This window comes from Xanthomonas campestris pv. phormiicola (assembly GCA_025666215.1).
Taxonomy (GTDB): domain Bacteria; phylum Pseudomonadota; class Gammaproteobacteria; order Xanthomonadales; family Xanthomonadaceae; genus Xanthomonas_A; species Xanthomonas_A campestris_A.
This window is the reverse complement of sequence record CP102593.1, coordinates 3,252,376-3,269,426: the sequence shown is the minus strand read 5'-3', so window position 1 is coordinate 3,269,426 and position 17,051 is coordinate 3,252,376. Positions and strand designations below refer to the sequence as shown.

At 69.1% G+C, this 17,051-nt stretch carries 13 protein-coding genes and 1 pseudogene; 12 read left to right on the top strand and 2 right to left on the bottom strand.

Annotated elements, in window-relative coordinates; all coding sequences use genetic code 11:
* Positions 1–113: 113 nt before the first annotated feature.
* Positions 114–1,517, bottom strand: a pseudogene (cysS, locus tag NRY95_13555) (cysteine--tRNA ligase).
* A gap of 396 nt (positions 1,518–1,913) precedes the next feature.
* Between cysS and NRY95_13550 the strand changes: the two are divergent.
* From NRY95_13550 to NRY95_13495, 12 genes are all read left to right on the top strand, one after another.
* Positions 1,914–2,438, top strand: coding sequence for a hypothetical protein (locus tag NRY95_13550; protein UYC14760.1), 525 nt, complete (start codon positions 1,914–1,916; stop codon positions 2,436–2,438).
* 306 nt (positions 2,439–2,744) lie between these two features.
* Positions 2,745–3,770 (top strand): N-acetylornithine carbamoyltransferase, encoded by a 1,026-nt coding sequence (locus NRY95_13545; protein ID UYC14759.1) that lies wholly within the window; start codon positions 2,745–2,747, stop codon positions 3,768–3,770.
* Between the two features lie 73 nt (positions 3,771–3,843).
* Complete coding sequence (locus NRY95_13540) at positions 3,844–5,085, top strand: argininosuccinate synthase (GenBank protein UYC14758.1); 1,242 nt, start codon at positions 3,844–3,846, stop codon at positions 5,083–5,085.
* Between the two features lie 222 nt (positions 5,086–5,307).
* Positions 5,308–6,405, top strand: coding sequence for an acetylornithine deacetylase (locus tag NRY95_13535; GenBank protein UYC14757.1), 1,098 nt, complete (start codon positions 5,308–5,310; stop codon positions 6,403–6,405).
* Between the two features lie 59 nt (positions 6,406–6,464).
* The gene (locus tag NRY95_13530; protein ID UYC14756.1) at positions 6,465–7,781 is read left to right on the top strand and encodes an acetylglutamate kinase; all 1,317 of its coding nucleotides are present in this window, start codon (positions 6,465–6,467) and stop codon (positions 7,779–7,781) included.
* Positions 7,782–7,786: 5 nt separating this feature from the next.
* Entirely contained in the window at positions 7,787–8,398 is a 612-nt protein-coding gene (locus tag NRY95_13525; GenBank protein ID UYC14755.1) for a GNAT family N-acetyltransferase, read from the top strand.
* Positions 8,395–9,351 carry an N-acetyl-gamma-glutamyl-phosphate reductase gene (gene argC, locus NRY95_13520; GenBank protein UYC14754.1) on the top strand — a complete coding sequence of 319 codons (957 nt, stop codon included), beginning with the start codon at positions 8,395–8,397 and terminating at the stop codon, positions 9,349–9,351. The genes NRY95_13525 and argC overlap by 4 nt, the downstream gene beginning before the upstream one ends.
* A 111-nt stretch (positions 9,352–9,462) precedes the next feature.
* Positions 9,463–10,761: an argininosuccinate lyase gene (argH, locus tag NRY95_13515; protein UYC14753.1), complete on the top strand. Its 1,299-nt coding sequence runs from the start codon at positions 9,463–9,465 to the stop codon at positions 10,759–10,761.
* Between the two features lie 100 nt (positions 10,762–10,861).
* On the top strand, positions 10,862–11,119 hold the full coding sequence (locus NRY95_13510) for a YciI family protein (protein UYC14752.1): 258 nt from the start codon (positions 10,862–10,864) through the stop codon (positions 11,117–11,119).
* A 4-nt stretch (positions 11,120–11,123) separates the two neighbouring features.
* On the top strand, positions 11,124–12,329 hold the full coding sequence (gene proB, locus NRY95_13505; protein UYC14751.1) for a glutamate 5-kinase: 1,206 nt from the start codon (positions 11,124–11,126) through the stop codon (positions 12,327–12,329).
* A 189-nt stretch (positions 12,330–12,518) separates the two neighbouring features.
* Positions 12,519–13,766 (top strand): glutamate-5-semialdehyde dehydrogenase, encoded by a 1,248-nt coding sequence (locus NRY95_13500; protein UYC14750.1) that lies wholly within the window; start codon positions 12,519–12,521, stop codon positions 13,764–13,766.
* 1 nt (position 13,767) lies between these two features.
* Positions 13,768–14,541 carry a hypothetical protein gene (locus NRY95_13495; GenBank protein ID UYC14749.1) on the top strand — a complete coding sequence of 258 codons (774 nt, stop codon included), beginning with the start codon at positions 13,768–13,770 and terminating at the stop codon, positions 14,539–14,541.
* 37 nt (positions 14,542–14,578) lie between these two features.
* Here NRY95_13495 and NRY95_13490 read toward each other — a convergent pair whose 3' ends face one another.
* Positions 14,579–16,987 (bottom strand): glycoside hydrolase family 95 protein, encoded by a 2,409-nt coding sequence (locus NRY95_13490; protein ID UYC14748.1) that lies wholly within the window; start codon positions 16,985–16,987, stop codon positions 14,579–14,581.
* Positions 16,988–17,051: the final 64 nt, after the last annotated feature.

Below are 17,051 nucleotides of genomic sequence, written 5' to 3'. Positions count from 1 at the left end.
CATTTAATATTTAGGTTCTCGATGAGCTTGGTTAAAGTCTCCAGGCGAGTTTTAGTTTGCTGATTAAGCGAAATTTCCCCGGTTACTTTGGCGTGGAAGGTGAATTCATCCGTTCCATCAGGTAGGTCTTTAATCTCTATTCCAAGGCCTGCCAATTCATTTCTGATTTCATCTGCGCGTTTGTAATTCTTCTCGGCTTTGGCTTGGCGTCGCTCGCTACGGAGGCGGCCAATTAGTTTGGATTCCTCGTCAGCGATCTTTTCGCCTCGCGAGAACCAGTGGGTTGGTTCCTGCTGCAGTAGTCCAAGTGCCATGCCGGCGCCAAGTAACTGGCCTTTTGCAAGCTTGAGCTTGTCCGTAAGTCCAGCTGCACCTTCTGCGTCGGGTCCGCCCGGATGAGCCAGTTCGCGGAGCAGCTGCCGCGCCTGGTCCGCTAAACGTGCCAATGCAGAGAGCGCTAGTGGAGTGTTGAGATCGTCGTCCAATGCATCTTCGATCTCGGAAGGAATGGATGCTTCAGCATCGATAGCCTTCAGCGCGTTTAGTGTTCTATAAAGTCCGTCGAGTCTCCTGACCTGGGCTTCGATCAGCTCATCGGACCAATCAAGAGGCTGCCGATAGTGCGCGCTGAGGAGTGCGCAGCGCAGCGCCTCCGGCGGGTGCCTGGCGATCAGCGCGTGCACGGTCTCGATGTTGCCCAGCGACTTGCTCATCTTGGCGCCGCCGAAGTTGAGCATGCCGTTGTGCAGCCAGAACCGGGCGAAGGTGGCGCCGCCGTGGGCGCACTCGCTCTGCGCGATCTCGTTCTCGTGGTGCGGGAATTGCAGGTCCACGCCGCCGGCGTGGATGTCGATGGTCGGCCCCAGGTGCGCGGCGGCCATCGCCGAGCATTCGATGTGCCAGCCGGGGCGGCCGCGGCCCCACGGCGAGTCCCAGCCCGGCAGCTCGTCGCTGGACGGCTTCCACAGCACGAAGTCGCCGGCATCGCGCTTGTACGGGGCCACCTCGACCCGCGCCCCGGCCAGCATCTCCTCCGGGTCGCGCCGCGACAGCTTGCCGTAGCCGGCGAAGCTGGCCACCGCGAACAGCACGTGGCCCTCTGCCGCATAGGCGTGGCCGCCCTCGATCAGCCGCTCGATCATCGCCACGATCTGCGGGATATGCGCGGTGGCCTCCGGCTCCAGGTCCGGCGGCACCACCCCCAGTGCGGCCATGTCCTGCCGGTAGATGGCGGCGAAGCGGTCGGTGATGGTGGCGATCGGCACGCCCTGCGCCTGCGCGGCGGCGTTGATCTTGTCGTCCACGTCGGTGATGTTGCGCGCGTAGCGCAGCGCGCCGTAGCGGCGCCGCAGCAGCGCGGCCAGCACGTCGAACACCACCGGGCCGCGCGCGTTGCCGATATGCGCGTAGTTGTAGACGGTGGGGCCGCAGACATACAGCGTGGGACCGGCGATGGGATCGAGCGGTTCGAAGGCATCGACCCGGCGGGTCAGGTTGTTGTGCAGGCGCAGGCTCATCGGCATCGGGCGTGGGGAAGCCTTGCGATTCTACCGGCAGCGGCCCAGGGTGTCTCATCCATTCCCGGCTAGGCCACGGCGTGTCCGCAGCGGGCGCTGCGTGGCGCCCGACCGGCGCGGTCGGGTCCAGTCGCGCGGCGCCGGCTGGCGGCCCGCCGGGCACAACCGGCAGCACCGCTCTTGCGCGCGCCGGCGGCCGCGTCGCCGCCGAGCGTGGACACGTGTCGACTTCCTAACTCTTCCTTGCCGCACACGCACAAAATCGGTGCGGCCTGCCGGGCGGAATGGGCGAAATACCCCAGGCCGGGGCGGGTCGCAGGGCCGTAGGCTTGCGTTCAGCCCGACGCAAGCTGCCATGCCTACACTGATCGATCTGTCCTTCAAAGCCTGGTGCCGATGCGTCCGTACCTGTTGTTGCCGCTGGTCGGCCTGTTCGCATGCGCCGCGCCGGCCTGGGCGCAGGACAGCGAGGCGCGCAACCGCGTGGTGGTGATCGAGAACGTCAGGCTCGACTACGCGCAGGTGCTGAACGTGGAGCCGGTCTACCAGACCCTGCGCGCCACCCGCACCGAGCAGCAATGCGACCCGGTGCAGACGCCGGCCCCGGCGCCGGCCCCGGTCAAGCCGGAGGACGACAGCCGCCTGAACCGGCTGATGGATTCGGTGAAGGACATCTTCAGCCACCGCCACGAGGAGCCGCCCGCGCCGGTCGCGGCGCCGGCGCCGGCGTCGAGCGGGCGCAACTGCCGCACCATCGAGGTCGGCCGCGAATTCCGCCGCCCGATCGCCTACGACGTGGACTATGTCTACAAGGGCACCAAATACCGCTCGCGGCTGCCGGAGGATCCGGGCAACCGGCTGCGCATCCGCGTGTCGGTGGCGCCGTATGTGCCCGATGCGGTCGTGCTGCCGCCGCGATGAGCGCGCGCTTGCGCTTGCGCCTGCGGCGTACGCGTGCGAGGATGCGCGCCGATGAAAGCGAACCTGCCCCAGCACGATCTCAGCGCCGCGCGCATGGCCTCGGGCATGACGTCGCGCGCGCGTCGACCGGAATCCCACATCCTGGCTGGGTAACCGGAACGCTGCGCCGTTCGTTCTGAAAACCCAGCCCGAGGCTGGGTTTTTTCGTTTTCATACCCCGGAAAGGTTTCACCCGTAAAGAACTCACTACCGCGCGTCCCGCGCACGCCACCACCGCGGTGGCTCCACGCAGCAAAGGATGGACCGATGTCTCTGAAGCACTTCTTGAACACCCAGGACTGGAGCCGGGCCGAGCTGGATGCGCTGTTGACCCAGGCCGCGCTGTTCAAGCGCAACAAGCTGGGCAGCGAGCTGAAGGGCAAATCGATCGCGCTGGTGTTCTTCAACCCGTCGATGCGCACCCGCACCAGCTTCGAGCTGGGCGCGTTCCAGCTGGGCGGGCATGCGGTGGTGCTGCAGCCGGGCAAGGACGCGTGGCCGATCGAGTTCGACCTGGGCACGGTGATGGACGGCGACACCGAGGAGCACATCGCCGAGGTGGCGCGGGTGCTGGGCCGTTATGTGGACCTGATCGGGGTGCGCGCGTTCCCGAAGTTCGTGGACTGGAGCAAGGACCGCGAGGACGTGGTGCTGAAGAGCTTCGCCAGGTACTCGCCGGTGCCGGTGATCAACATGGAGACCATCACCCACCCGTGCCAGGAGCTGGCGCACGCGCTGGCGCTGCAGGAGCATTTCGGCACCCAGGACCTGCGCGGCAAGAAGTACGTGCTGACCTGGACCTACCACCCCAAGCCGCTGAACACCGCGGTGGCCAATTCGGCGCTGACCATCGCCACCCGCCTGGGGATGGACGTGACCCTGCTGTGCCCGACCCCGGACTACGTGCTGGACCAGCGCTACATGGGCTGGGCGACGCAGAACGTGGCCGAGAGCGGCGGTTCGCTGCAGGTCAGCCACGACATCGACAGCGCCTACGCCGGCGCCGACGTGGTCTACGCCAAGAGCTGGGGCGCGCTGCCGTTCTTCGGCAACTGGGCTCCGGAGAAGCCGATCCGCGACCAGTACCAGCACTTCATCGTCGATGAGCGCAAGATGGCGCTGACCAACAACGGCGTGTTCTCGCACTGCCTGCCGCTGCGCCGCAACGTCAAGGCCACCGATGCAGTGATGGATTCGCCGAACTGCATCGCCATCGACGAGGCCGAGAACCGGCTGCATGTGCAGAAGGCGATCATGGCGGCCCTGGTGGGCCAGGGCCGCCGGGATTCGTGATTCGGGATTGGGGATTCGCAACGGCGAGTTCCTTTCCCGCTCTTAATTCAGTCAACCGCAGAGAGATTCCCCCATGTCGCAGCAAACCGCTTCCACGAATCCCGAATCCCCAATCCCGACTCCCGGCACCAAGGACATCGTCCTGGCCTTCTCCGGCGGCTTGGACACCAGCTTCTGCATTCCCTATCTGCAGGCCCAGGGCTACGCGGTGCACACCGTGTTCGCCGATACCGGCGGGGTGGACGACGAGGAGCGCGACTTCATCGAGAAGCGCGCGGCCGAGCTGGGCGCGGCCAGCCACGTCACCGTCGACGGCGGCCCGGCGATCTGGGAGGGCTTCGTCAAGCCGTTCGTGTGGGCCGGCGAGGGCTACCAGGGCCAGTACCCGCTGCTGGTGTCCGACCGCTACCTGATCGTGGATGCCGCGCTCAAGCGCGCCGACGAGCTGGGCACCAAGATCATCGCGCACGGTTGCACCGGCATGGGCAACGACCAGGTGCGCTTCGACCTGGCGGTCAAGGCGCTGGGCGACTACGCCATCGTCGCGCCGATCCGCGAGATCCAGAAGGAGCACACCCAGACCCGCGCCTACGAGCAGAAGTACTTGGAAGAGCGCGGCTTCGGCGTGCGCGCCAAGCAGAAGGCGTACACGATCAACGAGAACCTGCTCGGCGTGACCATGTCCGGCGGCGAGATCGACCGCTGGGAAGCGCCGGGCGAGGGCACCCGCGGCTGGTGCGCGCCGCGCAGCGCGTGGCCGATCGAGCCGCTGACGGTGACCTTGAAGTTCGAGCATGGCGAAGCGGTGGCGGTGGACGGCAAGCCGCTGGAAGGCGCCAAGCTGCTGGCCAAGCTCAACAAACTGTTCGCCCCCTACGGCGTGGGCCGCGGCATGTACACCGGCGACACCGTGATCGGGCTGAAGGGCCGCATCGTGTTCGAGGCGCCGGGGCTGATCGCGCTGCTGGCCGCGCACCGCGCGCTGGAAGACGCGGTGCTGACCAAGCAGCAGAACCGCTTCAAGCCGGAGGTGGCGCGCAAGTGGGTGGAGCTGGTCTACGAAGGCTTCTACCACGACCCGCTGAAGACCGACCTGGAGGCGTTCCTGGATTCCTCGCAGGCCAAGGTCAACGGCGAAGTGACGCTGGAAACCCGCGGCGGCCGCGTCGATGCGGTGGCGGTGAAGTCGCCGCACCTGCTCAACGCCAAGGGCGCGACCTACGCGCAGTCGGCGGACTGGGGCGTGGCCGAGGCCGAAGGCTTCATCAAGCTGTTCGGGATGAGTTCGACGCTGTACGCGCAGGTCAACCGCTGAGGATAAAGCCCCTCTCCCATCGGGAGAGGGGTTGGGGTGAGGGTACGGGCGAAGCCTCGCAATGTTTCTTCCGCGCACCTTCACCCACTCACGCGAGATGCGATTCACCAGGCTTCGCCCGTACCCTCATCCGCCCCTGCGGGGCACCTTCTCCCGGTGGGAGAAGGGGATTTCTCCGCTTTTTTTGCCAGGCCGCCGCCGCGGTCCACCGATCGAACCGACATGACCGATCTGCTCGAACCCACCCTCGCGCATCTGCACCAGCTGGTGTCCTTCGACACCCGCAACCCGCCGCGCGCGATCACCACCGGCGGCATCTTCGACTACCTGCGCGCGCAGCTGCCCGGGTTCCAGGTCGAGGTGATCGATCACGGCGCCGGCGCGGTCAGCCTGTACGCGGTGCGCGGCGCGCCCCAGTACCTGTTCAACGTGCACCTGGACACGGTGCCGGATTCGCCGCACTGGAGCGCCGACCCGCACGTCATGCGCCGCACCGAGGACCGGGTGATCGGCCTGGGCGTGTGCGACATCAAGGGCGCGGCCGCGGCGCTGCTGGCCGCGGCCAACGCCGGCGACGGCGACGCCGCGTTCCTGTTCTCCAGCGACGAGGAAGCCAACGACCCGCGCTGCATCGCCGCGTTCCTGGCCCGCGGCATCGCCTACGAGGCGGTGCTGGTGGCCGAGCCGACGATGAGCGAGGCGGTGCTGGCGCATCGTGGCATCAGTTCGGTGCTGATGCGCTTCGCCGGCCGCGCCGGGCATGCGTCGGGCAAGCAGGATCCGTCGGCCAGCGCGCTGCACCAGGCGATGCGCTGGGGCGGGCGCGCGCTCGACCATGTGGAGTCGCTGGCGCATGCGCGCTTCGGCGGCCTGACCGGCCTGCGCTTCAACATCGGCCGGGTCGAGGGCGGCATCAAGGCGAACATGATCGCGCCGGCCGCCGAGCTGCGCTTCGGTTTCCGGCCGCTGCCGTCGATGGACGTGGACGCGCTGCTGGCGACCTTCGCCGGTTTCGCCGAGCCGGCCGCCGCGCACTTCGAGGAGACCTTCCGCGGGCCGAGCCTGCCGTCCGGCGACATCGCCCGCGCCGAGGACAAGCGCCTGGCCGCGCGCGACGTGGCCGATGCGCTGGAGCTGCCGATCGGCAATGCGGTGGACTTCTGGACCGAGGCCTCGCTGTTCTCCGCCGGCGGCTATACCGCGCTGGTCTACGGCCCGGGCGACATCGCCCAGGCGCACACCGCCGACGAGTTCGTGACGCTGCAGCAGCTGCAGCGCTACGCCACCTCGGTGGACCGCATCATCAACGGCGTGCGCTGAGCACGCGCCGCCGGGGCCTCGGCCCTTCCATCCCGGATCACGGAACCGCCACCACCGCCATGCACGCCAACAAGCAAACCCGCCAGACCATCGTCCGCCTGCTCTCGAGCATGGCCAGCGCCAAGGAGATCAGCCAGTACCTCAAGCGCTTTTCGCAGCTGGACGCCAAGCGCTTCGCCGTGGTCAAGGTCGGCGGCGCGGTGCTGCGCGACGACCTGGAGGCGCTGACCTCCTCGCTGTCGTTCCTGCAGGAGGTCGGGCTGACCCCGATCGTGCTGCACGGCGCCGGCCCGCAGCTGGACGCGGAGCTGTCGGCGGCCGGGATCGAGAAGCAGACCGTCAACGGCCTGCGGGTGACCTCGCCCGAAGCGCTGGCGATCGTGCGCAAGGTGTTCCAGGCCTCCAACCTCAAGCTGGTGGAGGCGCTACAGCAGAACGGCGCGCGCGCCACCTCGATCACCGGCGGGGTGTTCGAGGCGCAATACCTGGACTGCGACACCTACGGCCTGGTCGGCGAGGTCAAGGCGGTGAACCTGGCGCCGATCGAAGCCAGCCTGCAGGCCGGCTCGATCCCGGTGATCACCAGCCTGGGCGAGACCCCGAGCGGGCAGATCCTCAACATCAACGCCGACTTCGCCGCCAACGAGCTGGTGCAGGAGCTGCAGCCGTACAAGATCATCTTCCTCACCGGCACCGGCGGGCTGCTCGACGAGCAGGGCAAGGTGATCGATTCGATCAACCTGTCCACCGAATACGATCACCTGATGCAGCAGCCGTGGATCAACGGCGGCATGCGGGTCAAGATCGAGCAGATCAAGGACCTGCTGGACCGGCTGCCGCTGGAGTCGTCGGTGTCGATCACGCGCCCGGCCGACCTGGCCAAGGAACTGTTCACCCACAAGGGCTCGGGCACGCTGGTGCGGCGCGGCGAGAAGGTGCTGCGCGCCACGGCGTGGAGCGAGCTGGATACGCAGCGGCTGAAGTCGCTGATCGAATCCAGCTTCGGCCGTACCCTGGTGCCGGAGTATTTCGACAAGACCCGGCTGCTGCGCGCCTACGTCAGCGAGAACTACCGCGCCGCGGTGATCCTGACCAACGAGGACGGCTACACCTACCTGGACAAGTTCGCCGTGCTCGACGATGCGCAGGGCGAAGGCCTGGGCCGCGCGGTGTGGAACGTGATGCGCGAGGAAACCCCGCAGCTGTTCTGGCGCTCGCGCCACAACAACCAGGTCAACATCTTCTACTACGCCGAATCCGACGGCTGCTTCAAGCAGGAGAAGTGGAAGGTGTTCTGGTACGGGCTGGAGAACTTCGAGCAGATCCAGCACTGCGTGGCGCATTGCGCCACGCGCACGCCGACCCTGCTGGGCTGAGCGCGATGAGCCTGGACCTGCTGCCTGCGCTGTGGCGCCAGGTGCCGACCCTGCAGGGCCGGCATGCGTCGCTGGAACCGTTGCAGGCATCGCACGCCGACGCGTTGCGCACGGCCTTGCACGGCAGCGGCCTGGAGCGGCTGTGGTACACCAGCGTGCCGGCGCCGGACAAGGTCGACGGCTACGTGGCCGCCGCGCTGGACGTGCAGGCGCAGGGCCGCGTGCTGCCGTTCGCGGTGCGCGATGCGGCCGGCGAAGTCGTCGGCAGCACGCGCTTCTACGGGCTGGATGCCGAGGTGCCGACGCTGCTGATCGGCTACACCTGGTACGCGCCGCGGGTGCAGCGCAGCGGGGTCAACACCGAGGTCAAGCTGATGCTGCTGCAGTACGCGTTCGAAACCCTGCAGTGCATCAGCGTCGGCTTCGAGACCAGCTGGTTCAACCACACCTCGCGCGCGGCCATCGCCCGGCTCGGCGCCAAGCAGGACGGCGTGCTGCGCAACCACAAGCGCCACCCCGACGGCACGCCGCGCGATACCGTGGTGTTCTCCATCATCGATACGGAATGGGCCGGGGTGAAACGCCACCTGCAGTTCCGCCTGGACTCGCATACATGACTTCCTCCAACACCTACGGCGTCGGCATCGTCGGCGCGCGCGGCCACACCGGCGCCGAACTGATCAAGCTGGTCGCCGCGCATCCGCAGCTGCACCTGGCCTTCGTGTCCTCGCGCGAACTGGCCGGCCAGCGCGTGGCCGAGTACAGCGCGGCCTACCAGGGCGAGCTGCGCTACGAAAACCTGGACGCCGATGCGGTCGCGGCCAAGGGTGCCGCGGCGGTGGTGCTGGCGCTGCCCAACGGCAAGGCCGTGCCCTACGTGGCCGCGCTGGATACGGCGGCGGCCGAGACCATCGTCGTCGATCTGTCGGCCGACTACCGCTTCGATTACAGCTGGTATTACGGCCTGCCGGAACTGACCCGCGGCCGCTATGCCGGGCAGAAGCGGATCAGCAATCCCGGCTGCTACGCCACCGCGATGCAGCTGGCGATCGCGCCGCTGCTCGAGCAGCTGGCCGGGCCGCCGCAGTGCTTCGGCGTGTCCGGCTATTCCGGCGCCGGCACCACGCCGTCGGACAAGAACAACCCCGAGCTGCTGCGCGACAACCTGATGCCGTACGCGCTGACCGACCACATGCACGAGCGCGAAGTGTCCGCGCAGCTGGGCGTGCCGGTGGAGTTCATGCCGCACGTGGCGCCGCATTTCCGCGGCATCAGCATGACCGTGAACCTGTGGCTGCAGCAGCCGCTGGCGCTGGAGGCGATCCAGCGCCGCTACCGCGAGCGCTACGCCGGCGAGCCGCTGATCGAAGTGCTCGATGAAGCCCCATGGGTCAGCCGCATCGCCGGCAAGCACGGCGTGCAGATCGGCGGCTTCACCCTGGCGCCGGGCAACAAGCGCCTGGTGGTGGTGGCGACCCTGGACAACCTGCTCAAGGGCGCGGCGACGCAGGCGATGCAGAATCTCAATCTGGCGCTGGGCCTGGACGAGCTGATCTCGATTCCCGTGTGACACCATCGGGACTGGGGACTCGGGACTCGGGACTCGGAACAGCAAGAGCCGATGCTTTTGCTTCTCCGAGTCCCGAGTCCCGAGTCCCGGGTCCCGGCAAAAGGACCCCTCATGACCAATTTGTTGTGGCAAAAACCCGGCGTCGCCGTCGATGCCAAGATCCAGGCCTTCCTGGCCGGCGACGACGTGATCCTGGACCGCGAGTTCTTCCTGCACGACATCGCCGCCAGCGGCGCGCATGCCGAAGGCCTGCAGCGCATCGGCATCCTGTCGGCCGAGGAACTGGCCGGGCTGCAGCGCGAACTGGCGATCCTGGCCGAGGATTTCCGCAGCGGCGGGTTCGTGCTCGACGAGCGCTTCGAGGACGGCCATTCGGCGATCGAGGCGCGGCTCACCGAGCGCCTGGGCGATGCCGGCCGCAAGATCCACACCGGGCGCAGCCGCAACGACCAGATCCTGGTCGCCACCCGGCTGTGGCTGAAGGAACGGCTGGCGCAACTGGCGCGGCTGAGCCGCGAGATCGCCAGGGTCGCGCTGGACCGCGCGCAGGCCGAGCAGGCGCTGCCGCTGCCGGGCTACACCCATATCCAGCGCGCCGTGGTGTCCTCGGCCGGGATGTGGTGGGCCGGCTGGGCCGAGGCCTTCATCGACGATGCCATCCGCGCCCACGACACGCTGCGCCTGATCGACGCCAACCCGCTCGGCACCGCCGCCGGCTACGGCGTCAATCTCAAGCTCGACCGCGGGCACACCACCGCCGCGCTCGGCTTCGCGCGCATGCAGGTCAGCCCGATCTACGCGCAGCTGTCGCGCGGCAAGTTCGAGATGGCCGCGCTGGAAGCGCTGGGCAGCGCGACCCTGGACCTGCGCCGGCTGGCCTGGGACCTGTCGCTGTTCACCAGCGGCGAGTTCGGTTTCGTCGCCTTGCCGGCGCAGTACACCACCGGCAGCTCGATCATGCCCAACAAGCGCAACCCGGACGTGATCGAACTGATGCGCGCCACCCATGCCAGCGTGGCCGCGGCGCGCACCGAGATCGAGCAGCTGCTGTCGCTGCCGTCCGGCTACCACCGCGACCTGCAGAGCAGCAAGGGCGCGATCTTCCACGGCTTCGGCCGCGGCCTGGCCGCGCTGGAGCTGCTGCCGGCGTTGCTGGCCAACCTGGAATGGCGCGAGGACAAGTTGCGCGCGGCGATCGATTCGGGCATGTACGCCACCGACGTCGCGGTCGAGGCGGCGCTGGCCGGGGTGCCGTTCCGCGAGGCCTACCAGGCCGCGGCGGCGGCGTCGGACAGCGCAGGGCAGGGACGCACGCCGGAAGGCAGCCTGGCCGCGCGGGTCTCGCCCGGTGCCGCCGCCGACCTGCGTCTGGCGGAATTGCAATCGCGCTGGGATGCGCTGGGCGCTTGATCCCGGTAGGCGGGGCTGAAGCCCCTCCTACAAAAAGCGCGTTCGCCGCGGTGCGCTGCGACGCCGAACATTCGAACCGATGCAAAAGGAACACCGTACGATGACGCACTACCTGGTTCTGGCGATGCGCAAACCGACCTTCGACGAGGCCGTGGTCGCCCCGCACCTGGCGTTCCTCGACGCGCTGCGCGAGCGTGGCTTGCTGGCGCTGACCGGCGGTTTCAGCGACCGCAGCGGCGGCGCCTATCTGCTGCAGGGCGTGGACGACCTGGCCCAGGCGCAGGCGATCGTCGCGGCCGATCCGTTGGCGCTCCATGACTGCTCCGAGCTCACCGTCCACGAATGGAACACACGCTGATCCCATGACGACGCAAACGCCATCCCCCTTCGCCGAACAACGCCTGCCGCCGTGGCGGCGTGCGGTGCTGAAGGTCGGCAGCAGCCTGCTCGCCGCCGATGGCGGCGGCGGGCTGTCGCCGCGCTACGCGCTGGGGCTGGCGCAGTTCGTCTCGGCCAACCTGGCGGCCGGGCGCGAACTGGTGATCGTGTCGTCCGGCGCGGTCGCGGCCGGACGCGCGATCCTGCCGCGGGCGACCGAGGCCGGCGCGGCGATCGCCGCGCGGCAGGCATTGGCCGCGCTCGGCCAGGCGCAGCTGATCGCGCTGTGGCAGCGCTTCTTCGAGCGCCCGGTGGCGCAGGTGCTGCTGACCCACGACGACCTGCGCAACCGCCGCCGCTACCTCAACGCGCGCGCCACCCTGGGCGAGTTGTTGCGGCTGGGCGCGCTGCCGGTGGTCAACGAGAACGACACCGTGTCGGTGGACGAACTCAAGCTCGGCGACAACGACAATCTGGCGGCGATCGTCGCCGCGCTGGTCGATGCCGACGCGCTGTTCATCGCCACCGACATCGACGGCCTGTACACCGCCGATCCGCGCAGCGACCCGCAGGCGCAGCCGCTGGACGACGTGCCGGAGCTGACCGCGGCGGTGCTGGCGATGGCCGGCGGCAGCGGCAGCCGCGTCGGCACCGGCGGCATGCGCACCAAGCTGGAGGCCGCGGCCAAGGCCGGTGCCGCCGGCATCGAGACCTACCTGTTCAACGGCCGCAGCGCCGAGGTGGTGCGCGGCCTGGCCCAGGACCGCCTGCGCGGCACCCGCATCCATCCCGCGCGCACCCGCATCGCCGCGCGCAAGTACTGGCTGCGCCAGGTGCCGGTCGAACCTGGCGCGATCCTGGTCGATGCCGGCGCCGCCGCCGCGCTGGCCGACAAGGGCGCCTCGCTGCTGCCCGGCGGCGTGGCCGGCGCCGAAGGCGACTTCCGCCGCGGCGACATGGTCGAGGTGCGCCTGCGCGACGGCGGCGGCGAACGCTGCCTGGCGCGCGGCGTCAGCCAGTACTCGGCCGCCGACGTACGCCGCATCGCCCGCCGCCATTCGCGCGACATCGAAGCGATCCTGGGGTATAGCTATGGAGAGAATGTGATTCACCGCGACGATCTGGTGGTGATTCGGGACTCGGGATTCGAGAGCCGGGACTCGGGACTCGGGACTCGGGACTCGGTGTAAGCGCGACCCGCCGGCGCATGCCTGGGCCGATACGCCATCGCATCGCTTGCCTTCGGCGAATGCGAGAACCTGTCCGACGCTTTCCGCTTCGATGACTTGACAAGCCCCACCGCCCGCGCAGCCTTTCCGAGCCCCGAGCCCCGAGCCCCGAGCCCCGAGCCCCGAGCCCCGACATAACTGGAATAACCGATGAGCACCATCCGAACCCAAGCCCTGCAATGCCGCGACGCCGCGCAGGCGCTGGCGCAGCTGTCGTCCGCGGCCAAGCAGGCCTTGCTGGAGGCGATGGCGGCGGCGCTGGAGGCGGATGCGGAGGCGATCCTCGCCGCCAATGCGCGCGACCTGGAGGCGGCGCGGGCCAAGGACGTCGGCAGCGCCATGCTTGACCGGCTCGCGCTGGACGGCAAGCGCCTGGCCGGCGTCGCCGCGGCCTTGCGCGAGGTGGCGGCGCTGCCCGATCCGGTCGGCCAGGTCACCCGCGACGACGTGCGTCCGAACGGCATCCGCGTGCAGAAGGTGCGGGTGCCGCTGGGCGTGATCGCGATGATCTACGAGGCGCGCCCGAACGTCACCGCCGATGCCGCGGCGCTGTGCATCAAGGCCGGCAACGGGGTGATCCTGCGCGGCGGCTCGGAGGCGATCCATTCCAACACCGCCATTGCCGCTTCGTTGCGGCGCGCGCTGCGCGAGGCCGGGCTCGGCGAGGACGCCTTGACCCTGGTCGAGGACCTGCGCCGCGAGACCATGCTGGAACTGCTGCAGCTCAACGACATCGTCGACCTGGCGATCCCGCGCGGCGGCGAGGGCCTGATCCGCTTCGTCGCCGAGCACGCGCGGGTGCCGGTGATCAAGCACTACAAGGGCGTGTGCCATCTGTTCGTGGACGCCTCGGCGGACCTGGAGCTGGCGGTGAAGCTGCTGGTGGACGGCAAGACCACGCGCCCGGCCGCGTGCAATTCGCTGGAGACGCTGCTGGTGCACGCCGACGTCGCCGCGCGCTTCCTGCCGCTGGCGGCGCAGGCGCTGCGGCAGCGCGGGGTGGTCCTGCGCGGCGACGACGCCAGCCGCGACCTGCTGCCGGACATCGACGCGGCCAGCGACGCCGACTACGCCGCCGAATACCTCGACCTGATCCTGGCGATCCGCGTGGTGCCGGACCTGGCCGTCGCGATCGCGCACATCCGCCACTACGGCTCGGACCACACCGAAGTCATCGCCACCGCCGATGCGGCCAACGCCGAGGCGTTCGTGCAGGCCTTGCGCGCGGCGGTGGTGATGGTCAACGCCTCCTCGCGCTTTTCCGACGGCGGCGAACTCGGCCTGGGCGCGGAGATCGGCATCTCCACCACGCGCCTGCACGCCTATGGCCCGATGGGCCTGGAAGCGCTGACCGTGGAGCGCTTCGTGGTGCGCGGCGAGGGCCAGGTGCGGCACTGAGATGCAGCCACGCCATGCTGGCCTGGGCACCTTGTCGCTGCTTTCCGTTGCCGCGCTGGCCGGTGTGGTCGGCGATGCCGGACACGAGCTTGCGCACACTGTGGTCGCGATGTTCACGCCAGGCGTAAGCTTGCAGCAGATCTCGACCATCGGTCTGAGCAGCGTCGGCACCTCACCCTGGATTGCCTTGGCTGGCCCGGCGTTCAATCTGTGCGCCGCGCTCACGCTGTTGCTGGCGCGCAGCGCTGGCCTGCCGCCGTCGTGGCGTTATGTCGCCTGGGTGGTCGGCACCTTTAATCTGTTCAATGCGGTGGCCTATCTGGTCTATTCGGCGCTGCTGGGCAGCGGCGACTGGGCGACGGTGTTTGCCGGCGTTGCCCATCCTGCGGCATGGCGGATCCCATTGGGCATTGCCGGCGTGCTCGGCTACTGGGCCGCCATCCGCATGGCCGCATCGGGGTTGGCAACGCTGTGCGCCGATGGCGTGCTGTCTGCCGATGAAGCCACGCGTGCCTGCCGCGTGTCCTATCTCGGCTTCGGCGCGTTGCTCACACTCGGCGCGCTGTTCAACCCGATCAGCTGGACGCTGGTGTTCAGTTCCGGCGTGGCGACTGGATTCCTGGCCATGGCAGGCATGCTGGCGCTGCCCGCATCGCTGCCTGTGGCGCTGGCCGAACGCGGTGCGCTGCGGCTCGGCATGGCGTGGCGTATCGCTGGCGTGTTGGCGAGCCTGTGGTTCGTCGCCGTGATGGGACCCGGCATCCGGCTGGGCTGACCGGGCGGCATGCCGTACGCCGTCATCTGCGAATGTCTCAGAGCGCGCGCATGGTTGCGCCATGCGCCAGCTCCACCATGCGCCGCGTGCCGTTGAACGCAAGCTCGGTGCGCGTGCCGCCGACGCTGCGCAGCGCGATCCGCGTGGCCTTGCCGGCGCGCCATTCCAGGTCCACCACGAAGCCGCCGCGCGCGCCGATGCCGCTGACCCGGCCGTGTTCGGCCCAGGCCTTGGGCAGCGCCGGCAACAGCGCGATATGCCCGGGCCGCGAGTACAGCAGCATCTCCAGCATCGCGGTGGGCGTGCCGAAGTTGGCGTCGATCTGGAACACGCCGCCCAGCGTGGGATCGCCGTGCTGGCTGAGGTCGTAGATGTCGAAGAAGTTCGGCGCGGTGCCGTTGCTGTGCACGATCGACGGCTTGAGGTTGGTCGCGACCAGGGCATAGGCGCGCTCGGCCTCGCCCAGCCGCGCCCAGCACAGCGCGCGCCAGGCGCAGGCCCAGCCGAAGCTGTGCATGCCGCGCGCCTCCAGCAGCTTGCGTGCCGCGGCGACCTGCTCGGACTGCGCCAGGTCCGGATGCAGGCGATGGCCGGGATACAGCCCTATCAGTGGCGACAGGTGGCGGTGGTGCGGCTCGCCCAGGTCCTCGGGCGACATCCATTCCTGCAGTTGCCCACTGCGCGGGCTGATCTGCGGCAGGTACAGGCGCTGCTGCAGTTCGGCGATGGTCGTCGCATAGGCCGCATCGCGTTCGAGCAGCGCACTGGCCTGGCGGTATTGGCCGAACAGGTTCCAGGCCAGTTCCTGCGCATAGGCGATGCCGCGTGCGTCCTCCGGGCCATGCTCGGGCGACCAGTCGTGGTCGTCGACCAGGCGCGTGTGCGGGCGCCCATCGGGGCCGGGGACCTCCAGCGCGATCAGCCGCGCCTGCCAGAATTCGCAGGCGCCCTTGAGCAGCGGGTAGATCCGCGCCAGGTAGGCGCGGTCCTGGGTGTATTCGTAGTGCTGCCACAGGCTGTCGCACAGCCAGGCGTTGCCGCCCGGGTGCCAGGACCAGCCGCTGCCGCCGAACGGGTTGGTCGAGAACGCCACGGCCCAGCCGGCGACCTTGCCGGAGGTGTTGCGGAAGCGGTTGCGCGGGTCGTTGAAGTGCGCCTGGGTGATCTGCGTCCACGCCGGCAGCTGCGCCAGGCAGTAGCGGGCGAGCGCGTCGAAGCACGGGCTCAGCCCGGCCGCGTCGGTCAGCCAGTAGTTCATCTGCAGATTGACGTCGCTGTGGTAATCGCTCATCCACGGCGGATCGTTGTTCTCCAGCCACAGCCCCTGCAGGTTGATCGGCAGCGCATCGCGCGAGGCGGCGACGGTCAGGTAGCGGCCGAACTGCAGGTACAGCGCTTCCAGTTCCGGATCGGGCGTGTCCGCGGCGGCGCGCGCCTGCAGCCGCTCCCATAGATCGAGCTTGCGCTGCGCCGCGCTGGAGCGGCCCAGCTCCACCTGCATGCTGTCGAACAGGGCGCGGTGGTCGGCCACGTGGGTGTACAGCAAGGCCTCGGGCGCGAGCGCCGCCGCCGCGGCGCAGCGCTGCCGGGCCAGGGCCCGCGGATCCAGGTGCGGATCGCGGTAGTTCCTGGCCAGGTCGGGCACGTAGTTGCTGCCGCCGCACACGATGATGCGCAGCGCACTGCAGTCGCGGAAGTGCAGCGTGTCGCCGCGCAGTTCCACGCTGCCGTCGGCGGCGACCAGTTGCACGCTCGCGCCATGGCGCAGGCCATTGGCCAGCGTGCCGGAGAAACCCAGCTGCCCGCCGGCATCGCCTTGCACCGGCGCGGCGTGCGCGCTGACCAGCCGCAGCCGGCCGCTGTGAAGGCCACCGCCGCGTTGCTCCAGCTGGATCACGATGGCATCGTCGGGATGGCTGGCGAACACGGTGCGGGTGAACCGCGCGGCACCCAGCGTGTAGCGCGCGCGCATGCAACCGTTGCTCAGGTCCAGTTCGCGTGCGTAGTCGCGCAGCTGCGCCGGCGCGTGTCCGTCCAGCTCCAGATACAGCTTGGCCAGCATCACGAAGCTGCCGAAGCTGTCCTTGTCGTAGGGAAACTGGCCCTGCGCGTCGAGCACATCGTTGCGGCCGCCGGTCCACAGGCTGGCGTCGGACAGGTACAGGACGTCGCGCTCGGGCGCGCCGCCGACCAGCGCGCCCAGCCGGCCGTTGCCGATCGGCAGGCCTTGCCGCAGCAGGTCGGCCTCGCTGGCCGGGCTGGCGTAGCGCATGCGCAGCGCCTGCGCCGGCGGCAGCAGCGGCGAGCTGGACGGGCGCAGCGGCGCGGCCAGCGCGCGGCCGAAGGCCGGCAGGCCCAGCAGCGGCAGCATGGCGGCCAGGGCGCCGCCCTGCCTGAGGAATGCGCGGCGCGCCGCATTGCCAAGCGCGTGCTCGGAGTCGCTCATCGTGTCGGGTCTCGCAGGCGCCCCGCGCGTGGCTGCGGCGATGGGCAGAAGCATCGTTGTACCT